The organism is Rhodopirellula sp. UH5 (assembly GCF_056839225.1).
Map to the genome: position 1 here is coordinate 3,879,409 of NZ_CM166390.1, position 20,609 is coordinate 3,900,017.

Annotated in this window: 14 protein-coding genes; 7 read left to right on the forward strand and 7 right to left on the reverse strand. The window is 58.0% G+C overall.

The window, feature by feature from the left end; all coding sequences use genetic code 11:
• Positions 1 to 302 precede the first annotated feature (302 nt).
• On the reverse strand, positions 303 to 938 hold the full coding sequence (locus UH5x_RS13865; protein ID WP_047815804.1) for an RNA polymerase sigma factor: 636 nt from the start codon (positions 936 to 938) through the stop codon (positions 303 to 305).
• Between the two features lie 97 nt (positions 939 to 1,035).
• Complete coding sequence (locus UH5x_RS13870; RefSeq protein ID WP_482632728.1) at positions 1,036 to 2,304, reverse strand: A24 family peptidase; 1,269 nt, start codon at positions 2,302 to 2,304, stop codon at positions 1,036 to 1,038.
• Between the two features lie 81 nt (positions 2,305 to 2,385).
• Here UH5x_RS13870 and UH5x_RS13875 point away from each other — a divergent pair, with 81 nt between their 5' ends.
• The 4 genes from UH5x_RS13875 to UH5x_RS13890 all read left to right on the forward strand — a co-directional run bounded on the left by UH5x_RS13875 (position 2,386) and on the right by UH5x_RS13890 (position 8,587).
• Positions 2,386 to 3,906: a deoxyribodipyrimidine photolyase gene (locus tag UH5x_RS13875; RefSeq protein ID WP_482632729.1), complete on the forward strand. Its 1,521-nt coding sequence runs from the start codon at positions 2,386 to 2,388 to the stop codon at positions 3,904 to 3,906.
• A 549-nt stretch (positions 3,907 to 4,455) separates the two neighbouring features.
• Positions 4,456 to 5,346 (forward strand): polysaccharide lyase, encoded by an 891-nt coding sequence (locus UH5x_RS13880; protein ID WP_482632730.1) that lies wholly within the window; start codon positions 4,456 to 4,458, stop codon positions 5,344 to 5,346.
• Positions 5,347 to 6,044: 698 nt separating this feature from the next.
• A complete protein-coding gene (locus tag UH5x_RS13885; protein WP_482632731.1) occupies positions 6,045 to 7,190 on the forward strand; it encodes a sialidase family protein in 1,146 nt (381 codons plus the stop codon).
• Positions 7,187 to 8,587, forward strand: coding sequence for an arylsulfatase (locus UH5x_RS13890; protein ID WP_482632732.1), 1,401 nt, complete (start codon positions 7,187 to 7,189; stop codon positions 8,585 to 8,587). The genes UH5x_RS13885 and UH5x_RS13890 overlap by 4 nt, the downstream gene beginning before the upstream one ends.
• Before the next feature lie 160 nt (positions 8,588 to 8,747).
• On the opposite strand, the gene UH5x_RS13895 is transcribed toward UH5x_RS13890, so the two are convergent.
• Both UH5x_RS13895 and UH5x_RS13900 read right to left on the reverse strand, forming a co-directional pair.
• Positions 8,748 to 9,674 (reverse strand): ISAzo13 family transposase, encoded by a 927-nt coding sequence (locus tag UH5x_RS13895; RefSeq protein WP_482635993.1) that lies wholly within the window; start codon positions 9,672 to 9,674, stop codon positions 8,748 to 8,750.
• A complete protein-coding gene (locus tag UH5x_RS13900; protein WP_482632733.1) occupies positions 9,593 to 9,955 on the reverse strand; it encodes a hypothetical protein in 363 nt (120 codons plus the stop codon). The genes UH5x_RS13895 and UH5x_RS13900 overlap by 82 nt, the downstream gene beginning before the upstream one ends.
• Before the next feature lie 355 nt (positions 9,956 to 10,310).
• Between UH5x_RS13900 and UH5x_RS13905 the strand changes: the two genes are divergently transcribed.
• Entirely contained in the window at positions 10,311 to 12,617 is a 2,307-nt protein-coding gene (locus UH5x_RS13905; RefSeq protein WP_482632734.1) for a hypothetical protein, read from the forward strand.
• Between the two features lie 48 nt (positions 12,618 to 12,665).
• Here the strand turns inward: UH5x_RS13905 and UH5x_RS13910 are convergent, their stop codons facing one another.
• Entirely contained in the window at positions 12,666 to 13,922 is a 1,257-nt protein-coding gene (locus tag UH5x_RS13910; protein WP_482632735.1) for a PQQ-binding-like beta-propeller repeat protein, read from the reverse strand.
• A 766-nt stretch (positions 13,923 to 14,688) separates the two neighbouring features.
• Positions 14,689 to 16,035 carry a homoserine dehydrogenase gene (locus UH5x_RS13915; RefSeq protein ID WP_482632736.1) on the reverse strand — a complete coding sequence of 449 codons (1,347 nt, stop codon included), beginning with the start codon at positions 16,033 to 16,035 and terminating at the stop codon, positions 14,689 to 14,691.
• Between the two features lie 566 nt (positions 16,036 to 16,601).
• Here UH5x_RS13915 and UH5x_RS13920 point away from each other — a divergent pair.
• Positions 16,602 to 16,907 (forward strand): hypothetical protein, encoded by a 306-nt coding sequence (locus tag UH5x_RS13920; protein ID WP_236696432.1) that lies wholly within the window; start codon positions 16,602 to 16,604, stop codon positions 16,905 to 16,907.
• A complete protein-coding gene (locus tag UH5x_RS13925; protein WP_482632737.1) occupies positions 16,907 to 18,508 on the forward strand; it encodes a DUF4332 domain-containing protein in 1,602 nt (533 codons plus the stop codon). The genes UH5x_RS13920 and UH5x_RS13925 overlap by 1 nt, the downstream gene beginning before the upstream one ends.
• Positions 18,509 to 18,529: 21 nt before the next feature.
• Here UH5x_RS13925 and UH5x_RS13930 read toward each other — a convergent pair whose 3' ends face one another.
• The gene (locus tag UH5x_RS13930) at positions 18,530 to 20,605 is read right to left on the reverse strand and encodes a TolC family protein (protein WP_047815815.1); all 2,076 of its coding nucleotides are present in this window, start codon (positions 20,603 to 20,605) and stop codon (positions 18,530 to 18,532) included.
• Between the last annotated feature and the right edge of the window lie 4 nt (positions 20,606 to 20,609).

Genomic DNA, 20,609 nt, shown 5'->3' on the forward strand with positions numbered 1-20,609 from the left:
CTTGTTCGTCCCCCCACTGCCAATCGGCACCTCCACCCGAGCGCCACATTTGGGGCATCCACCCCGGTAAGCGGTCTGCTGATCATTTCGGTAGATGCGACCGTAGGTTTGGCAACACCGAAACTGAATGCCCAAGAACGGACGCGGGTTTCCCGGCGTGCCATCCGCCCCCAAATTCGTACGTGCTGTGCCCGAACCACCACGCGCATCGTGCACAACATCGAAGTGACTGCCTACGCTTCGTTGAGGCGTGGGATCGACCATGGTTGTCTCCCTCGTAAGCCATGAACGGGAAAGAAGTGTCAGGGACCTGGTTCGCCCGAAGATTCTGACTCGGGTTCTCGCAGCTGTTCAATCGCCAACCGCAATTGTTTGCGAGCCCGGTTCAAACGGCTGCGAACGGTGCCAATGGACAGCTCCAAAATCTCCGCCATTTCCTCATAAGAAGATTCCTCCATTTCTCGCAAGACAAGAATGCTGCGGTGCTGATCACTGAGTTGCTGCAGAGCCACTTGCACCAACGAAACGTCGTCCTGGCGAATCATGTTCGCATCCACGGCCTCGCCCCCACAAACGACTTCTTCGCCGATTTCTTCACGTTGCTGGTCCAGCGACAGACGAACCTTCTGACGCCGTTTTCGCGACAACGCGATGTTGAAGGCGACCCGATACAGCCACGTGAAAAACTGGCTGTTTTGCTGAAACGTGTCCAGTTTGATGAACGCCCGAATGAAAGCCTCTTGCGTCACTTCCTCGGCATCGTGAACCGAACCGGTGACGTGGATCATGGCGTGATGCAGCCGGTCCTGGTGACGGATCACCAAGCTCTCAAACGCGGACGCGTCACCCGACAACGCCGCTTCGATCAGCGCCACTTCGTCCGCCGACGCAGGATTCGCCGTGGCGTTTTCGTTTCGGTTCGAGTTGGCTGCGTCCACTTCCCCTCAACTTGATGATCGTTCGCTGGGTGATCAGTTTAACTCAAACGAGTCGCCCTGTTGCAAAGCATTTTGGGGCATTCCCCAACGCCGGAGCCTACCGAACGTCCTCATCGAAATGGTCCGTGATTTCGCCGATATCCTTCTCATCGCCCATTGGAGCGAGCGATTCCCCGTTTTCATCCAACCACAACGGAATCGCTAGAACCCCGAAAAACGAAACAATCAAACCAAGTTGCGATGCCTGCTCGCTGGGCCAAACGTGGGACGCCACCAGCCCCCGCCACAGCAACAATTGCACGCTCGTCGCAACCGGCAAACTGACCGCAAAACGGCCCAAGGAATCACGGGACTGAGCGAATGCAAACATCTCGAGAATCTTCGCTAAAATCGCCGCGATCAGAATCACCCCCATCACCGCTTGCCAGCCCACCACGATCGCTGGGACCGCGATCAAGACCATCAAATCAACCAGCCGCCGCGTTGATGAACCGAGCGGGTCCATCTTCATGTCCGCCGAAGGACAAAAGCTCTTCGCCAGCACGCGAGCAAAGAAGCCCGCCGCCACCAGCGACGTCAACAACCGCAATCCAATCTGGACCAAGGTCACGGACCAGTCACCACCGGTCGTCATCCATCCGGTCGGCGGCCAAGAACCAACCATCAACGGCAGTGAATCGCCAACAAGCTGCCACGGAACCACCATCGCCTGCGGCAATGCGAACATCCCGCCGATCAGCGTCACCGCCGCGAACAATGTCAATCGAGGTGGCAAAGGATTCCCGTCGAACCGGATCAGCCCCGCCGCCCAGGCGGTCGCTAGCGCCACCACGTGATACAAAATCAGCGTCAACAAATCCGCGTCAACGAACGGGGTCGACAACCAATTCGGCCGCACGGAATCACCCACGTAGGGCAGACTCCAACGCGTCAATTCGGTTGCCCCCACCACCGCGAACGTGATCCCGACCAACGTTTCAACGATCGGATAACGAGACGAAATGGGAAGCCGGCAGTCTCGGCAACGCCCTCTCAACCACAGCCAACCGAAGATCGGCACATTGTCACGAGCTCGAAGCTGGTTGCGACATCGCGGGCAGAATGAATGGCCGTTGACGTTCAAACGCTGAGGCAATCGCCACACGACCACATTCAGGAAACTGCCGACGCTGGCCCCAACCACCAAGAAAAACGTGAAGATGACCACGTCATTGGCTCGCGGTAACAACAGATCCGTCACCCGGAAATGAGGATGCCAACGGGTCACCCAGAGCGCAGCCCCCCACACATAAGCCACCGATGCGAGCAGATACCCGATCAGCAAGCAGACAGCGAGAATTCGATACGGTGAGCGTCGTCGCGACAAAATTGCATGGCCCTTGGCGAGTCCGCACACTCTACTAGCCAAGCCCCGAACTGACGACTCCCATCCCAATGACCGCTGCCCATGACTTCCCCGCTCCCTCCCCAGCGGCACCAATTCGCCAACGACCACCCGCCCCGGCACGAGGGCGATTACGTCGTCTACTGGATGATCGCCCAACGGCGACTGCACTGGAATTTCGCCTTGCAGCATGCGATCGATCGGGCACTTGAGTTCGAAAAACCATTGCTGATCTTCGAACCCCTGCGAGTTCGCTACCAATGGGCCAGCGACCGGATCCACCGATTCATCATCGAAGGCATGCTAGACAACGCGGCCGCCGCCGAATCTTTGCCGGTGGTCTACTACCCGTACGTCGAACCGCGTCCGGGAGCCGGCGCGCCACTGCTTCATCGATTGGCCAAACGAGCTTGCACGGTCGTCACCGACGAATACCCGTGCTTCTTTCTGCCCCACATGATCGACGCGGTCAAAGACAAACTGCCCGCCCGCTTGGAATTGATCGACTCCAACGGCGTGCTCCCACTGCGAGCGGCGGAGAAGACTTACACGGTCGCACACAGCTACCGCCGGTTCATGCAGAAGAACATCCTGCCCGCTCTCGAACATTTGCCTCTCGCAAACCCGTTGTCCGCGGACGACCACCCTGCCCTGCCCTGCCCCGATGGCGAATCGATGGCGGAGCGTCGAAAGGAATTGCTCCCGGCCAAAATCCTTTCCAAATGGCCAGCCGCTGATTTGGAAAAGCTGCTCAGCGAAGACGGCTTGTCGAAAATCCCGATCGATCATTCGGTTCGTCCGTCCCAAGCGACCCCCGGCGGAACGGTGGAAGCCTCCCGTCGCTGGCACGAATTCTTGAACCAGAAACTGTCGCGGTACAACGACGACCGCAACCAACCCGATGAACACGCCACGACGGGCCTGAGCCCTCACCTTCACTTCGGTCACATTTCAGTGCACGAGATGGTTTCTTCGTTGCTGGAACACGAGGGCTGGTCCGCCGACCAAACGTCCCTACCCAACGGCAAGAACCATGGCTTTTGGAATGTCGGCGAAAACGCGGAAGCCTTGCTCGATCAGTTGCTGACCTGGCGAGAGATCGGATTCAACTGGTCGTTCCAAAACCCAGACATCTACGACTCATTGGAATCATTGCCGGACTGGGCGAAGAAGACGTTGAATGAAACGCGTGATGACGAGCGGCCCCATCTCTACACGCTGTCGGAGTTTGAAAACTCGCAAACGCACGATGAGCTTTGGAACGCGGCGCAGCGTGAATTGGTGGCAACCGGCGAGATGCACAACTACATGCGAATGCTGTGGGGAAAGAAGATTTTGCATTGGACAAGGACGCCCGAAGAAGCCCTCGAGTTCATGATCCACCTGAACAACAAGTATGGCTTGGACGGTCGCGATCCAAACTCGTACTGCGGCATCCTTTGGGTGCTCGGACGCACCGACCGAGCCTGGGGTCCCAAGCGTCCCGTCTTCGGCAGCGTCCGCTACATGACCAGCGACAGCACCCGCAAAAAGCTCAAGCTCAGCAAGTATCTCCAACGGTTCGCCGGATCAAACAAGAAGTAAGGACAGAGCGAAAATCAAGTGGCATAGGCTTCCAGCCTGTGATTGCGCGGAACACAGGTTAGAAGCCGACGCCACATTTTCACCGTTCAAGGAAGACGGACCGAACGAAGTGAATTCCGGCAGAAGACGCGACCCTCAAAATCCAAAGGAACCCGAAAAGTGGCTGGCACCTTCCGGACACTGTGGTCGACAGGTTTAGAAAACCATCGCACGGGCACGTGAAATGGGAATCGCCTGGCGACGGGCGGCAAACAACTGCCGTCGCTCCGCGACTTGGGGGGGCCTGGGTGTCGACGGTTGACCTTGGGTTGAAAACCCAAGGCTTTCGGCTGTCGTCGCTCCGCGACTGGTTGCGGGCCCCGACAAGTGGATGACACCATCCCGATGACACTATGATGCGCCCCGCAACCCAAACACGACGAGTTTGACTCTGCCTTTGGCCACAGAGCGAAGAAGCGCCATCTCCAAGCAAGTCCGCGAGGAATCGGGCGTCAAATCCTCGTGTGGCTTGTTGGACCACAAACTCCGAACACCAAGGAAACTTTCTTCGTGCACGCAAATCACCACTCCGAGACAGCCCTGAAGCTTGCCACGCTCTGCTTCGTCTGCATGACGGCAGCGATCGACCAAGGCGGAGAACTCCGTGCGGACCAACCACAGACAAACGAATCGAAATCCGTGTCGGTCGGGGGAGCAATCATTCTTAGCAATGACTTCTCCGATGAATCGATCGGTCCCTACACAGACGTCACCTTCAAAGCCGACCGCGACTGGGGCAAAGTCCTGTGGGCGAATTATCACGGTCGAGCGGAGATCATCGATCATCATGGTGACCATCAACTCCGGCTGAAGTTTCCCAAGGGAAAGTTCGGTCACCAACACACGGGCGGCAACGCCGCTGTTTCCATTGGGACACACGACGAAATTTACCAACGGGTGACCATCCGTTTCGAACCAGGGTTCTCATTCGTCAAAACGGGGAAAATTGTGGGGCTGGGAAGTGGTGCTCATTGGAGTGGCGGAAACGTTCCGCGAGAAGGGCAAGGCTACACGTCCCGCTTCATCTGGGATCGTGAACAGGCGGCCGCGATGTATCTGTACCACATGGATCAACGCAGCAAGTACGGAGACGTCGTGAAGCTGGGTTTCAAGTTTCAAACCGGTGTCGACTACACGCTCACGCAGCGTGTCAAGACAAACACGGGCAGCGACCCAAACGGCATCTTGCAAGTGTGGGCCAGTGAGAACGGCGAACCGCCAAGGCTGGTGGTCGATCGAAGCGACCTACGATTTGGAACCAAGGGTCGCGGAACAACGGAATCGATGTTCGTGGCACCGTTTCACGGCGGCGGCGATTCCAGTTTTGCAGCCGCCGAAACCAGCTATCTGACGCTGGACGATTTCATCATTTCAACGGTCAAATTCAGCGACCTGCCCTGAATCCAAGACTTCCGTGAGTCGTCATCGCGGCGCAACCGCGGAGCGGTGAAATCTGTCAGCCTCGGGTTTCAACCCGAGGTTTGAGTTGTGCCGCCCCATTTGAAAAGCCGCGGAGTGGCGACAGATGGTTGGGAAAGGCGATCAACTGTCGTCACGCCGCGACTGGGGAGATGGTTGGGCGCTGATGGTCCTTGGGTTGAAACCCAAGGCTGGCCAGATGCCGTCGCTCCGCGACTGAAGTGAGGAGACGCAACCGCGGAGCGGTGAAATCTGCCAGCCTCGGGTTTCAACCCGAGGTTTGAGTTGTGCCGCCCCATTTGAAAAGCCGCGGAGTGGCGACAGGTGGTTGCGAAACGCGATCAACTGTCGTCGCGCCGCGACTGGGGAGATGGTTGGGCGCTGATGGTCCTTGGGTTGAAACCCAAGGCTGGCCGGATGCCGTCGCGCCGCGACTGAAATGAGGAGGCACAACCGCGGAGCGGATTTTCGTCGGCTGACGCGAATGTCGAAAGCCTGCCGCCATGTCGTGGCCTTTGGCCGCGTTTACTGATCGATGCTGTGAATTGGTTTTGGCACGTCATTGCAAGACAGACACCCCCAATTGGCCTCCGCGTTTCGGTTAGATTAGGTTCGCTCTTCCAGGGCAACCTCTTTGAATTCCATCATGTCGCGCATCCACCTGAGACTCCCGAAGCATCATGAAAGTATCACTTGCGGTCTTCTTGGCACTCACCCTGACCATCTCCATCCAGGCTGAAGAACTTCCTGCTGTCGCCGTCGCGGGTGATGGTGCGTTGGTTTCGTCGCAACAGATCTTCGACCTGACCGACAAGCCCACCAAAGAGAGCCATGCGTCCACCCTCGTCGAGACTCCAACCGGTCTGGTCGCGGCTTGGTTCGCGGGCACTCGGGAGCGTGACCCCGATGTCGGCATTCGCGTCTCTCGCAACGAGAACGGCCAATGGACTGAACCGGCCGAGGTCGTCAACGGAGTCCAGTCATCGACGCTCCGCTATCCCACTTGGAACCCGGTGCTGTTTCAGCCCACCGAAGGCCCGTTGATGTTGTTCTACAAAGTTGGCCCCAATCCACGGGAATGGTGGGGCATGCTAACGACGTCCGAAGATGGCGGCAAAACCTGGTCGTGGCCAACGAAACTGGGCGAAGCCCACACGATCGGCCACCTCCTTGGGCCAGTCAAAAACAAGCCGATTGAGCTCGCCGATGGAACAATTCTGTGTCCATCGAGCACCGAAATCGAGTACGCGGATGGATCCTCCCACTGGCGGGTTCACTTCGAAGTCACCAAGGATCTCGGCAAGACTTGGGAGGTCATCGGGCCGATCCAGACCGGGGAAACCTTCCATGCGATTCAGCCCAGTGTCTTGACCTATCCCGACAACCGTCTGCAGATCCTTTGCCGCAGCAAAGAGAAACGCATTGTCGAAAGCTGGTCCAAGGACGGCGGAAAAACCTGGAGCACACTCACCGCCACCGAACTGCCCAATCCCAACTCCGGCACCGATGCGGTGACTCTTCAAGACGGACGACAAGTCTTGATCTACAACCACTCCGAAGGCATCGTGAGACGAAAAGACGCCCCGGACTTGAAGCCTCGCCGGATTCTGAATTTGGCGATTTCGTCCGATGGCAAAACCTGGAAGCCTGTCCTGACCCTGGAAAATGAAACCGGACCTCACCCCAAGGACGCGGATCGCCGACGGCACTTCGGTGAGTACAGCTACCCGGCCATCATCCAAACCTCCGACGGGATGCTCAACATGGTCTACACGTACAACCGGGAAGGCGTCAAACACGCGGTCGTCGACCCGAGCAAGCTATGAACATCGCCCGCATTCCGATTGGGCGAACCGTTTGTTCGCTGCTAGTGCTGTTGGCCTTCAGCGGTCGAGGATTCGCGGCGGATCCCAGCCCGAACATTGTGTTCCTCCTGGCGGACGACCTGGGCTATGGTGACCTTGGATCCTATGGTGGGACCACGATCCAAACACCCAACCTGGACCGACTCGCTGACGAAGGCCTCCGTTTCACCCAGGCCTACTCGGGCGGGCCCGTCTGCACTGCCGCACGCAGTGTCCTGATGACGGGTCTGCACAACGGCCACACCGTCGCTCGTGACAACGTCCCGCACTATCACACGTACTTGCATGATTCCGACCTGACTCTTGCGGAAGTGCTGCAAAAGGCCGGCTACCGATGCGGCGGTGTTGGCAAATGGTCCCTCGGAGATGCCGACACCGAGGGCCGGGCCACCGCGCAGGGTTTCGACCGTTGGTTTGGTTATCTCAACCAGGATCATGCCCACTACTATTACCCGGAGTACCTCGATGATGACGAGCAACGGCTGGAGTTGACCGGGAACACCGAATCGCGCGAACACTACTCCCATGATCTGCTCACCGAACGAGCACTCAACTTCATTCGCGAATCAAAGGACGCTCCGTTTTTCTTCTACGGTGCTTATGCTCTCCCGCATTTTTCAGCGAGAACCGAAGACCCAGATGGATTCACTGTCCCAACGACCGAACCTTATGCTGATCGTGATTGGGATCTGGCGTCTAAAAAATACGCGGCCATGGTCCACATGCTTGATCAAGACGTGGGAAAGATCACCCAACTCATCGATGACCTGGGTCTTCGCGAAAACACTCTGATCATCTTCACAAGTGACAATGGCGGCCATCGAACCATCCACGAACGCTTTGACACCAACGGCCCCTTGCGCGGGTACAAACGCGACCTCACCGAAGGCGGAATCCGGGTCCCGTTCATCGCCCGTTGGCCCGGCGTCGCCCCCGCTGGCCGCACCAGTGATCAAGTGATCGCGTTCCAAGACATGCTCCCCACCTTTGCCCAACTTGCCGGCACCACGATCCCGCCCGATCTGGATGGCATCTCGGTGCTGGACGCCCTGAAAGGTGGCTCGATCAACAACCAGCAACGCGTGCTCTACTGGGACTATGGCCACTGCCGCGGCAACCAATATGCCCAGGCGGTCCGGTGGGGCGATTGGAAAGGAATCCGTTCCAAGAAGAACGGTGATGTCCTCGAACTTTACAACCTTGCCAACGACCTGAGTGAAACAACAGACGTCGCGGATGCCCATCCGAAAATCGTGAAACGGATTGGCGAGCTGATGGATCAAGCCTTCACGCCCAACGCTCGCTATCAAGTCGGCACCTCCTACCGGGGCTCCGCCCTTTGGAAACGAGGACAGTGAGCGCACTGACACCTCCGGTAAGCCACGCACGATGAATAAGTGGCGGGTTTCGTAGTCGCCGAGGCTACGAGTCCCGTGCATGGGGATTCGTGGCCTCATCCACTACGCCAGGAATTGATTGTGCGTCGCTAAGGACCCGTTCGGAAACAACTTCGGGATTTCAACACGGCACAACATAGTTGAATTTGCTGAGGCTTGAGTCCCGCTGAGTCGGTTCGTTGTTTTTGAATGCTTTCTCTACCTTGATTCCAGATTGATAGACTTTGCGAGCCAACTCGCAGACAACCCTCAAGCCGGTGCGAGTGCAGACTTTCGAAATCAGCGTCTGCATCCATGGGAGTGATTCGATGAGCCGTCCGCTGATCGCTCGTGTGAGATGACAGAACAGGCGATGGTCGATCGGGTTGTATTTGCTGCAATACGGAGGCAGGTGAGCGACGCGAATTGGGATTCCAAGGGTGACCGCCACGCGGTGCAGACGTTCGCGATAAAGCGGAACGCGGTAGCCGTTGCTGCCACCACAGTCGGCCAAGAGCAGCATTCCCCCGGCATCGGCGTAACGGGTTCGTCCCATTCGATGCCACCACCGGCGAACCGCATCAGCAGCTAACTCACCGGTGTCAGCGCCCGTCGCCAAATATACAAACGCTTCGTTGGCAACTGTATCGTAGACGCCGTAGGGAATTGCTTTTGGATCGCTGCTGTAGGTCCCGAAGTCATGGTCAAAAGCATGAAGCGATCCATCCGTCCAAGCGCGTCCGCTGCGGGAAAACTGACCGATTAACTCCTTCTTTTTCGTGTCCACGCTCAGGATTGGCCAACCGAGTCGTTCGTATTCCTGGCGAAGGTGCTGCAACCGGTCGAACTGTGACTGGCGAAACTCGCTGGCACCCAAAGGAATGTCTTTGGAAATCTTGCGACGGCCCAGCTTCAGGTTTCTACGAAGGATATTAGCGATCACGCCCGGTGAGAGCGAAAACCCAAGTCGATCGATGGCCGAGGCAATCACTCGCAGCCCGATGTTGGTCCAGACTTGACCGTCGCGGACCGGCGATCCAGCTGTTTGCGTCTTGACTTCAGCTTCAATCGCCTCAACGACCCCCGGCTGGCTTTTGCTAGCAAATGGACGGCCTCCCCTTTTTTACGGACTCGTCCTTGGGCCTCATCATGGGGCAAGTGTTGCAAGTCACGCTTGCCCTGCGTGATCGTATCGGGATGACAATCGAACAACTCGGCGATGTAAGCGATCCCACCATGCCCTAACTTGCTCGCTTCAATGGCCGCATACCGTCGTCGGTCCTTCTCGCTGAGCGATTCGTACAAGTTCCGCATTTGCGTTTCTACATCGAATCCGTAAACATTCTTCATCGCTGGCCTCCGTGAAAAGTGACGAGATCAGTTTACACGTTTCCCGAAGTTGTTTCCGAACGGGTCCTAAGCAGGTACGCAGGTGTCATTGGGTATGTGAGCCGTTGGCGTTAGCCACGGTTTTCACGCACAACCGGGGCGAACGCCCAAACGGCTCACATGATTGTGGTTGATCATTCCTGCCGACCTGCTCAAAGCCCGCATCAGGTCGTTCGTAGTCCCAAACGCAAGGTGGATACCCATCAACTGCCCGCTCGCGATCTTTCGCTCCAGCGGTCTGCGGCGGCAAGGGTTTTGAATTAGGATTTGGTTCTTCCGCCGAAGTACTCCGCACCCCCTTCCTAGGTCGTCCAACATGCTTCTCCCGAAGTGCTCTCGCATCGCGTTGCTCGCGGTCGCCTTGTTCACAAGCGTCAACGGCACTGCCGCGCACGCCCAATCCACTGCCCCGTCAATCCAAGTGGGACTGCCGCCGTCGCTGCAATTCGCTTCGGAGGACGCGTCGTTCTACTACGCTTTGCTGAACAATCGCCTGAAGTGGGATGCGGTCGCTGAAAACGCGACGGTTCAACGATTGCTGGCGATGCCAGTGGTTCAACGCGGCATCGCGGATGCTCGTGACAAAATCCTGTCGGACATCCAAAACGATCTCGATGGCGCCGACACACCCGCCTGGGTTCGCTCTTCCTATGAGTTTTGGAGCAGTGAAGAAGGACAAGCCTACCTGCCCACGATTGCGGACCTGGCTTCGCGTGAAGTCTTCGTGTTTGCCGACAAAAGCCTCGCCGAACAATATGCTGCCTTCAACAGGATGATGTCGGAGCAACTATCAGAGATCGACCTTGATCGGGACGCGAGTTCAGACGAACTTGAGCCCTTCAACTCCCTGACGGATTCACCCGAGAACAAGGACTTCCTCGACAGCCTGCAAATCCCTCGCATTGTGGCAGGGGCTAAAATGTCGGGAGCGCCCGAGCAGCAGCGAACCAGAGAACTTCTGAACATGCTGGAAGAAAAGTTTCGGAATGAGTTGCTGCAACTCTCCGAGGCCGAAAACCAATACATCCTGGATTCTCTGGCCCACCAGAATGTGGGCCAGGTCGATGAAAGGTGGGTGATGCAACTGACCGGAGATGACTTCCCGTGGGACGCGGCAATCCAGCGAATGAGCGTCGACGCGGAACCTGAAGAGATCGCTGAACTGGAAGAGCGATTCGCCACAATCCGCGAGCGCACTGCTGGTAAATCAGTGGTCCTCAGCATTGGGTTTGCAGACGGCTACTTGTACGCGTCGGTGGGTCACGATCGTGAGGTGGTTGCCCCAGCCAAAGTGGAGCGACCTCTTTATCGACGCGATGTCTTCCAGCCATTGCTAGAAAATCGCGGCAAAGCCTTCTCGGGAGTGGGTTATCAAAACAGCACGCTGAAACAGCAAACGTCTTGGGTCACACAATGGTCCATGTACCTGCAACTCATTCCAACCTTCGCTGAGAAGATGCTTTCGGATTCCGAACTGGATCCGCTTTCCTACCAACCGTTGCTGGCCAACCTCCATGAAGATGCTGAGATGCTGCTGGCGGATTTGAACCGGCTTTACAATCCCCTGGGCGAGGAACTGACGTTTGCGTTCTTTTTCAAGGGTGGAATTGCTGGCTATCAATATCATCATCACACCAACCCGATCCGCGTCCAAGCTCAGCCTCTGAAATCGTTGCAACACATCGGAGAGAACCCGGCGCTGTTCAGTGCAGCAGCGGACTGGGACGACGATGGGACGCTGGACAAATGGTTGAACCGGATCCAAGAGCGAGCCAAGCAGGCCATGGATCTCGCTGCCGAGTCTGGGGGCGCTTCGCCGACCAGCGAAATGGACCCTGCGATTGCAGCCGGACTCTCGGAATTGTTCTTGGCCACCAAAGACGATCTCCTGCCGTCGGTGGGCAAGGAAGCAGCCTTTGTGCTCGACTTCGAGCAGCGAAGCCGACAGTGGCATCCCATCGTCCCACCGTCCGCGGACGCCTTGCCGTTCCCCGCCCCTGCACTCGTCTACGAGCTCAATGATGCCGAACGACATCGCCGCGCCTGGCGTCGCTATTTTGGCACCATCAATCCGTTGTTTGCGGCGTTTGGTCCGTTGATGGGTCTGCCGCCCGGACAAGGGTTGCCCGAGGCGACGGAATCAGCGATTCCCGGCGGCGTCTACCTGCAGGTGCCCGGCGTTCCAATGCTCGGTGCCGACCCTCAGTTTTCACCTGGGCTGGCGCTCACTTCTGACTGGGCGGTCTACACCTTGTTTCAAGGACAAGCCACCAACTTCGTCCAAGCGAACTCGCCCTCGTTCCCACCACCTCTGAACGATCTCAACCGACCTTTGATCGCGGCGGGACACATCGATCTCCTGCAATTCGCAGACGCCGCGCAAGCCTGGATGAAGGATGTGATGCCAATGGTGAGGCAAATCAATCGCAACCAAGGGCCACCTGGTTTGGATGCAGAGCCAAGCAACACGCCGAACATGGAAGAAACGGCCGAACTGGTCGCCATCGCGATTGATTTGCTAAGGCAGATTCCCTCTTACACGCATGCCACGTACGTGCAAGACAACTCGGTCGTCACGCAGTACGTGATCAAGGTGCCGACGCTACAACCGGCGGCAAAGTAAGAGCCAGCATTGCTGCTTGGCAAATCCATTGACCACGATCGCAGCACCTCACCAATTCCAGCGAGTGAGGTGCTCGCGATCTTTGATCAGCAAGTACTTGGTCCCCAACACGGGAGCCGCCCATGTCGGTGAATCGGACACCGAGTAGGTCGCCTTGACTTGGTATTCATCCGCGGCCGCATCAATGACACGCAATTCGCCACTGTCGGTCAGCGTGATCACGTGGCCGGGAATCGCCAAGAACGTGGCGTGATCACCCAGCCGCGGCCGGCCTTGCCAAAGGATGCTCCCGTCGTCAGGGCTGATGCAGAACAAACGGCCGCTGTCGTAGTGAGACAAACCAAACAGGCGACCGTCATTCATCACCGCGGTCGACATGTTCATTGCCAAGTCTTCCAGCACCCAGGCCTCCTCCACCTTCCATCCATCGTCTGTCTTGGTTGGACGCAACGAGCGAATCCCACGGTTCTCGGCACCGATGATGATCGTGTCGCGATGCTGGACTGGCGTCGGCGAATTCTGGTCCGGGTCGACATGCTTCAACGAATACGACCACAGCCATTCCCCGGTCTCGACATCGACGCCGGCAACGTCGTCACGATTCCAGTCGATGACTTGGCGAACGCCGTGCAACTCCACCACCAACGGGGACGAGTACGAAATCGGCTTGTCGCCCTGCGACCAAATTGTTTCTCCCGAGGCAACATCGAAGGCGTACAGGGCACCGGTTTCGTCATTCCCCAAATGAATCAGCAGACGATTCCCATCCACGACGGGTGAGCAACTGGCACCCCATTTTGGATGATTGATTGAAAACCGCTGTCGCTCGTCACGTTGCCAGATCTGTTCGCCCGATTCCGCATCCCAGGCCGTCACGACGCCGTTGATGCTGGCGGTGAAGAGACGACCGTCCGCCATCACGGGATTGGATTTGGGCCCTGCCCCGTGCCGCTCACCGCCACCACCGATTTCAAAGGGCACCGGCCAAGACCGTTTCCAAATCTCGTCCCCCGACGAGAGGTCGAAGCACGCGAGCACTTCCAGATCGCCCTGACGAGCGTGCTGGTAGACTCGGTCGCCGCTGACCAAGGGCGTCCCGTAACCTTCGCCGACTTCGATCTTCCATGCCGGAGACAGTTCCTCGGGCCACGACTCGGGGGGCGAAAAATCGGCCACCCAGCCGTTCCGCTGCGGCCCCAGCCAACCGGTCCACGCGTCCTCCGCAGTCGCCGTTTGCATTGAGTTCATCGCGGGGATCAGCGTGCAAGCCAGCAGCACCAAGCCGGATCGGGAACCGTTCATCATGGAATCCACCAAAGGTCGAAAGCGAGCCTGGACCGGCGCGTGCTTTCTCGAGGGTCAAAAAAACAAATCGTCGTCATTGTAGGGTGGATGAACATTGGGACGACCGAGCCGCCCTGTCTTTTTGGCTCCGCCTGGACGATCTCAAAACTTCAGGACGCTAATGTTCTGTCCTGGACGATTCACAACGCGGGATGGGCAGAGTGTGTCAGAATCGCGTGTGAGCGATTGAAAAAGTTCAATTGACAATTTCAAAGTGCAAATTGCATTCGCTGGGCAGTGGCGTTTTTGGGGAAGCCGGACGTCCGATTTCGGCAAAAGTCATTGGCCCCGGTGGACTTAGAAGTCATGCCGTTTTTGGTGCCGTATTGCCAAGCGTCTCTCAAGGTGCAATCCAGGAATAAAATTGGCATCCGCAATCAGAGCGTCAATGGTGACGGCTTGTCGACTCAGTCCTCAACGACGTTTCAACGAATGTAGGACGGGCACTCTTGCCCCGTCAGAGTCGGCCAAGACCACCAATCACAACCCGAAGCGTGAGCAAGGGACGCCCCCAACTCCCACGACGGCCCCATCCGGGGCGAAACCCAGACGCTAGCCGCCATTTATTTTTCGAACGTCCGAAGGGAGGGTGAAGCTAACCTGCACGACCTCTTTCAACGGGCAAGGTTTGCCAGAGGTTGCGAGACCCGCATTTCAAAATGCCGTCCGAACTCCTGAAATGGTGTCTGGCGGATGCTCTCGCCAGACTCCCGGCAACGCCAACGAGTCAGGCTCGGACGGGCATTCGGACGACGCTGCCGCTGATGGCGGGCAGAGCTTCGATGTCGGTGGTCGCTCGTGAAGCAGCGCCTTCGCTGGCTTCGTGAGTCATGATCACCAACGGCACGGTGTTGTCCGACGAACTCGCTTCATCCTTCGATTTCGGTTCGTGCTGGATGACCGAAGCGATGGAAATCGATTGGTTGGACAAGACGCCGGCGATCGCGGCCAGAGTTCCTGGGTCGTTGGCCACTCGCAATCGCAAGTAGTACCGGCCTCGCAGCCGATCGACATCTCGCTGAGCCGTTCGAGGAGGACGCTCGGCCGAAAAGTACTCGAGGGTTTCAAACGTGATCGGGGTGCGTCCCACGGCAGTGTCGATGACATCGGCGACGACAGCGGACGCCGTCGGCATCTGCCCTGCCCCCAGACCGTGATAGAAGACGGGTCCAACCGCATCACCCACCACGCGAATGGCATTGAAGGCGTCGCGGACTTCGGCCATCGGGGTGCCGATGGCGACCAACGTCGGTGCAACGGACAATTCCAGTTCGCCATCGACCAAGCGAGCCGTCGCCAGCAATTTGATTCGGTACCCGAGCTGGCGAGCGTAAACCAGATCGGCTGGATCCAGCCCATCGATGCCCTGGCGAGGGATGTCCCGCCAATCCACGGTGGCTCCGAAAGCCAAGTGTGACAGGATTGCCAGTTTCTGAGCCGCGTCGGTCCCGTCGACGTCCATCGCTGGATCGGCTTCGGCGTAGCCCAGTTCCTGAGCCCGTTTGACGGTCTCGTCGTAGCCGGCCCCCTGTTCGTCCATTTGCGAGACGATGAAGTTGCTGGTTCCGTTGAGAATGCCTTCGAGCGATTCAATTTGGTTGGCCGACAAACACTGGCTGATATTCGCGATGATCGGAATCCCACCAGCGACGGCAGCTTCAAACGCGATGCTGCGTCCCAGTTCGCGTGCTCGGGTGAACAATTCAGCACCATGTTCGGCCAGCAACGCTTTGTTGGCGGTGACGATGTCTTTGCCGGCTTCCATCGCCCGCAGCATGACTTCGCGAGCCGGGGACAGCCCGCCCATCAATTGGATGACGACGTCGATTTCAGGGTCGTTCAGAACATCGTCGATCGAATCGGTCAGGACGCCTTCGGGCAGCTCGATGCCGCGGGGTTTGCTGAGATCGCGGACGACGGCCTTGGACAGCCAAATCGTTTTGCCTGCGTGCCGAGCGGTTCGATCGCCGTGATCGATCAACAATTGGGCGACTCCGGCACCGACAGTTCCCATTCCGATGATGGCAACGTTGGTCCGGTCCGGTGATTTTTGCTTGGTGGGTGTTGCATTCATGTGGGGGATGGTAATCAGAGCCCACGATCATTGAACACGGGGGGCATCCAGAATCCGCGAGAAGTCTGCGGGACCGGACAGCGATTCCGGTCAGGAGGGCTCGCCGGGCCCCAGAAAGGGAGCCGCCTGCGAAGAAAGCCGATTTGGGTGGCAATCAAAAGAAAACGGCGGAGCAACGTGCCCATACGCTGTCCCGCCGTTCTCATTTTCAATCGCAAGAAACATGCATTCGGGTCTCCGTGCCGCAATCCCACACCACGACATTTCCCCCCGTCTGTCCGTCTCGGCCATAGCGTCGGGTCCTCCACTCGGTTGACCACGCCGGCTAGTCGTAATGTTCGGCATAACCGAGCCTCGAACGAATGCGAATCCGGCTAGAAAGACGAGTTCGTTGAACAACGTTGGTTGACCTTGACGGTTATGGCAATTCAGGTCGTCCCAATCCAGATTTATGCACTTTCGATCTTGTGACCGAGCGCATTGCTTTGAGAAACTTGAGGCAGATTCGGAACTTTTCGTTTCGAAGTTTCCCGACCAATCGCTTCCGCCGCTGCAAGGATGCTCCGATGGCAATCGGCCCCCTGACCGACACCTCCACGTTGTCGATCGATCGCCTGTACGACCTCTACCACGCCATTGCTGAACGAGACCACGTGTTTCGTTTGCAATCTCAATACGGCAGCACGCCGCCTCCCAAGGGGCACTGCGAATTCCGTCCGCTGAGACGCCAAACGTTTGTGCAACGAGTGCTGCACTACGACTCGCTTCCGAGCGCGGTCGGTGCGGCTTTCCGAACACGATTGTCACGCCAAGCGGCAGCCTACGGCGTGGATCCCTTGAGCCAAACACTCAACAAAACCAACGCTGCCTGATGAACGATCGAGGCCAAATGCTTTGTCAGATTTTGCGTGCTGCCCACTGTCGTAGCACCCATCATCACTTCGCCCTGGACGCGACCGAATTGGTTCAAACCGATTCGGGGAAGCGTTTGGTTTCCCAATTGCGACGGCATCACACCCGCTATTTCAGCGGCGCCAAAGATCCCGACGTGCGTTTTCGTGATTTTCAAAATCACGTGGTTCACGTCGATGACGGCTACTGGGGCGGCGCACCTCGCGTCGCTCACCAGTGGTACGACCGACTGCAGCGGTACCTGCACCAATCACGTTTTGACGACGCCGCCCACGCCGCCGGTGTCCTCAGCCACTACGTGACCGACCCGATCCAGCCGCTGCACACAGCACAAACACCGATGGAAAAGGTTCTGCACCGTCCGATCGAATGGTGCATCACCCAAAATTACGCGGATCTGTTTGCTCAGTGGCAACAGGATCCGACACGAATCGTCTTCCAATTGTCCGACCAACCTGGCTGGCTCGGCGAAGCGATCCTGCAATCCGCTCGCTTGGCCCACAGTCACTACCAAACACTGCTGGACAACTTTGACTTGGCTGCGTCGGAATCCGATTCCAAACGCGGTCTGAATGAAGTTTCCCGCCGCATCATTTCTCAGTTGATCGGTCTGTCAGTGACCGGTCTGGCGAGAATCATCGAACGAGCCGCCTTCGATGCCGAACAACGCAGCGGTCGTCCCATTCCCACCGCGGGGCTGACCCTGCCAACGGTGCTGTCGACCATCCGGGTCCCCGACCGATTGTGGCTACGAAGGATCACGCACCAAACCGAGCGTGCCAAGGTCCAAATGCTGATCGATGAATTCCGACGCACCGGCGACGTGGAACAACACCTGCCCAGCGAAGTGCGTGTCCTGCAACGGGTGCGAGTGATCTACCATCGCGAAAAGGAGTACCGCCAAACGAAGGCCAAATTGGCCGCCGCCCGCGAATCCTTGCTGGCCGCCGAAGAAACCGAGCGTCAATCTCAAACCGCTGAAGCGAACCTGTTGCCGTTTGTCAGCACCGAAGCCAACGTCCGCTTGCAGGTGACCGATCCGCTGGTGGATGCACCGTCGATCGGCAAAAAGACCGCCGCTCGGTTTGCCGGCATCGGCATTCACAGCGTGGGCGATTTTTTGAAAGCCGACGAGACAATGATGACACGTCGGTTGGACACGCGCTGGATCACGTTGGCCACGCTGCATGCCTGGCGTTGCCAGACGATGCTGATGTGCCAACTGCCATCCATGTTGGCTCGTGAAGTCCAACTGCTCGTGGGTGCCGGCTACATGACCACCGATGCACTCGCGAAAACCGATGCCACGACGTTGCATGCCGCGGTGGAAGCCTACGCGGCGACCTATTCGGGCCGCCGATACCTTCGTGGTGCCGAGCCTCCGACCATCGATCGACTGGAAGTCATGATCGGCGACGCCGCTCACGCGATGGTCAAACTCAAACGCGACAACGCGATGCACCGCGACGAATCGGGGAGCACCGATTCAAGCAAGGCGGATCAACGCCCCAATCCCACGACCAATCAGGCGAGGCAGTCACCCCAGCGACGCGCCGCCTGATCGTCCGATCGAGACGCCAGCTCAATTGCTTGGCGTGACCTCAACTTCGATCATGCCGTCTTGTGCCATGGGCACCGGCTGAGCGATTTCCGACGTTGCCGGTGCAGGCTGCGTGGCTTCGTAGGAAGTCGCTCCCATCGTCGACTGAACCGCGGTCGGATCAAACTGCCCCGACGTCAATGGACGTGGTGCGGAGACCTTCTCGGGATGACGACGTGGTTCGAGGAATCGTCCCAGCTCATACGCATCGCGTTCGGCACCTGGGCACCAAGCTCCCTCGGTCAAGTTGACTTGGTTGTAAGCCAACAACGATCCCTTCTCTTGGTGGAAATCTCGAATGGCCAGGTTGTAGTCGCTGATCGAGCTGTAGAACTCCGATTCGCTGGTGACCACCTGCCGCTGGGCTTGCAACAAGAAGTTGATGTTGTCGGTCCCGTCACGATAGCGGCGACGCAGCACCTCCACCTGACGCAAATCCGCCAAGTAGCGGTTGTAATTGGTTTCCACCAATTCAAATGTCAGGTCAATGGAACGAGCCGCATCGGACAAATCGTGGCTGATCCGCAGTTCGGTTTCGGCCAGAACGGCACGTTCACGTTGCAGGTTCAGCTTGGCATGAGCCACGGCGGAACTGGCGGCACGCAATCCGATCGGCGCCAAAAACTCGACGCCGGCGGTCCACTCCTGGTAGTTCCCGCCCGTGATCGAATCGACCAAGTTGTCGTTGAGCCCTTGATCGCCAGGTCCGATCAAGTTGTCTCCCAAACCTCGCCAGCGGTATTGGCCGACGAAGTCCATTTGCGGTCGACGGTTCAAACGCGACGCCAGCAGTTCCATTTCACGGCGTTTGACCGTGTACTTTTGGCGACGCACTTCGACGCGGCGATCAAGCGCTTGTCCCAACGCACTTTGCCAATCAAACACGACTTTCGCGTTGAGTGGATCGGTGGTCGGACGCAACAAAGCACCGTCGGTCGCAGGCAAGCCAATCAGATAACGCAAGGCTTGTTCGCGAGCGTACAAACCGTTCTCGCCCGCCAAAGCGGATTTGACTTGAGCCTCGAATTGGTAGTACTGCGAACGAGCTTGAGCTTCCTCGTCACGCCGGCCCGTGCCGACTTCCAATCGCACCTGTTGGTACTGGAACGTTTGCAACGCCGATTCCCGGCCCTTCGCGGTCGCTTCCAACAATCGGTACGAAGTCGTCAGGTCCCAGTAGGCTTGCTCCACATCGGAAACCAACTGGATCACCGCGGCCTCGAAATCAGCCAAGGCAACGTCTTCGTTGACCCGAGCGATCAAAACTCCGTTGTACTGGCCGACCACGCCGTTGGCCCCAGCCGATCCCGCGATCCGGTTGTAAGTTGTCCCGGCACCTCGCATCAAAGGTTGACGGTACTCCGCTTCGAGGTAGCCAATGAAATCACTTTGGAACTGACGAAATGGTCGGTTGTTTCGGTCGTAACCAATGTTGCTCCGCAAAGCGAACTGGGCACCGGTGGCGGTGCGTTTGGACAGTTCGTTGGAGAACGTGGCTTGGGTGGCTTGAGAGGTGGTCGGTGTGAATGCCGCTCCCAAACCTGCCGAAGCGATGTTCTGGGGCTGATCCACTTTGTTCCAGAACAACGATTGGCTGTACTGAGCATCAAAGTTGGCCAGTGCCGCTTCCACACCGCCCAGCGGATCGGCGTTTGCCAGACCTGGCGTGAAGACCGTCGTCGCGGATGTTGGAGCACTCACCACCGTGCCACCAATCGTTCGCAGCACCGGGCTGGAACGCAACGCCTGCTGAACCGCTTGTTCGAGCGTCAGCTCGACGCTGGGCAAATTCGCGGGGTCTTCCAGCGTGTTGGGCTGAGCCGCGGAAACCGCCGCCGACACAACCGGCGTGGCACACTGGGCCACCTCGGGATACTCGATCCGCATCGCCGAATGGTCGTGGTACGACGTCTTGGTGTCGTGCGGACCGTCCGGGATTTTCTGCGCCCAATGGCATCCGCTGGTCAGCGTGGATGCCGCCACCGCGACGCCCAGCCATGAGGCCAAGCGACGACGACGGGTTTGTTTGCGCAAAGAGAGAGACGTTTGCCGATCCATGGCA

Coding starts and splice junctions, on each gene's coding strand:
- UH5x_RS13875 (WP_482632729.1), top strand. CDS start 2,386: ATGACTTCCCCGCTCCCTCCCCAGCGGCACCAATTCGCCAACGACCAC.
- UH5x_RS13885 (WP_482632731.1), top strand. CDS start 6,045: ATGAAAGTATCACTTGCGGTCTTCTTGGCACTCACCCTGACCATCTCC.
- UH5x_RS13890 (WP_482632732.1), top strand. CDS start 7,187: ATGAACATCGCCCGCATTCCGATTGGGCGAACCGTTTGTTCGCTGCTA.
- UH5x_RS13900 (WP_482632733.1), bottom strand. CDS start 9,955: ATGAAGAATGTTTACGGATTCGATGTAGAAACGCAAATGCGGAACTTG.
- UH5x_RS13905 (WP_482632734.1), top strand. CDS start 10,311: ATGCTTCTCCCGAAGTGCTCTCGCATCGCGTTGCTCGCGGTCGCCTTG.
- UH5x_RS13910 (WP_482632735.1), bottom strand. CDS start 13,922: ATGATGAACGGTTCCCGATCCGGCTTGGTGCTGCTGGCTTGCACGCTG.
- UH5x_RS13915 (WP_482632736.1), bottom strand. CDS start 16,035: ATGAATGCAACACCCACCAAGCAAAAATCACCGGACCGGACCAACGTT.
- UH5x_RS13920 (WP_236696432.1), top strand. CDS start 16,602: ATGGCAATCGGCCCCCTGACCGACACCTCCACGTTGTCGATCGATCGC.
- UH5x_RS13925 (WP_482632737.1), top strand. CDS start 16,907: ATGAACGATCGAGGCCAAATGCTTTGTCAGATTTTGCGTGCTGCCCAC.
- UH5x_RS13930 (WP_047815815.1), bottom strand. CDS start 20,605: ATGGATCGGCAAACGTCTCTCTCTTTGCGCAAACAAACCCGTCGTCGT.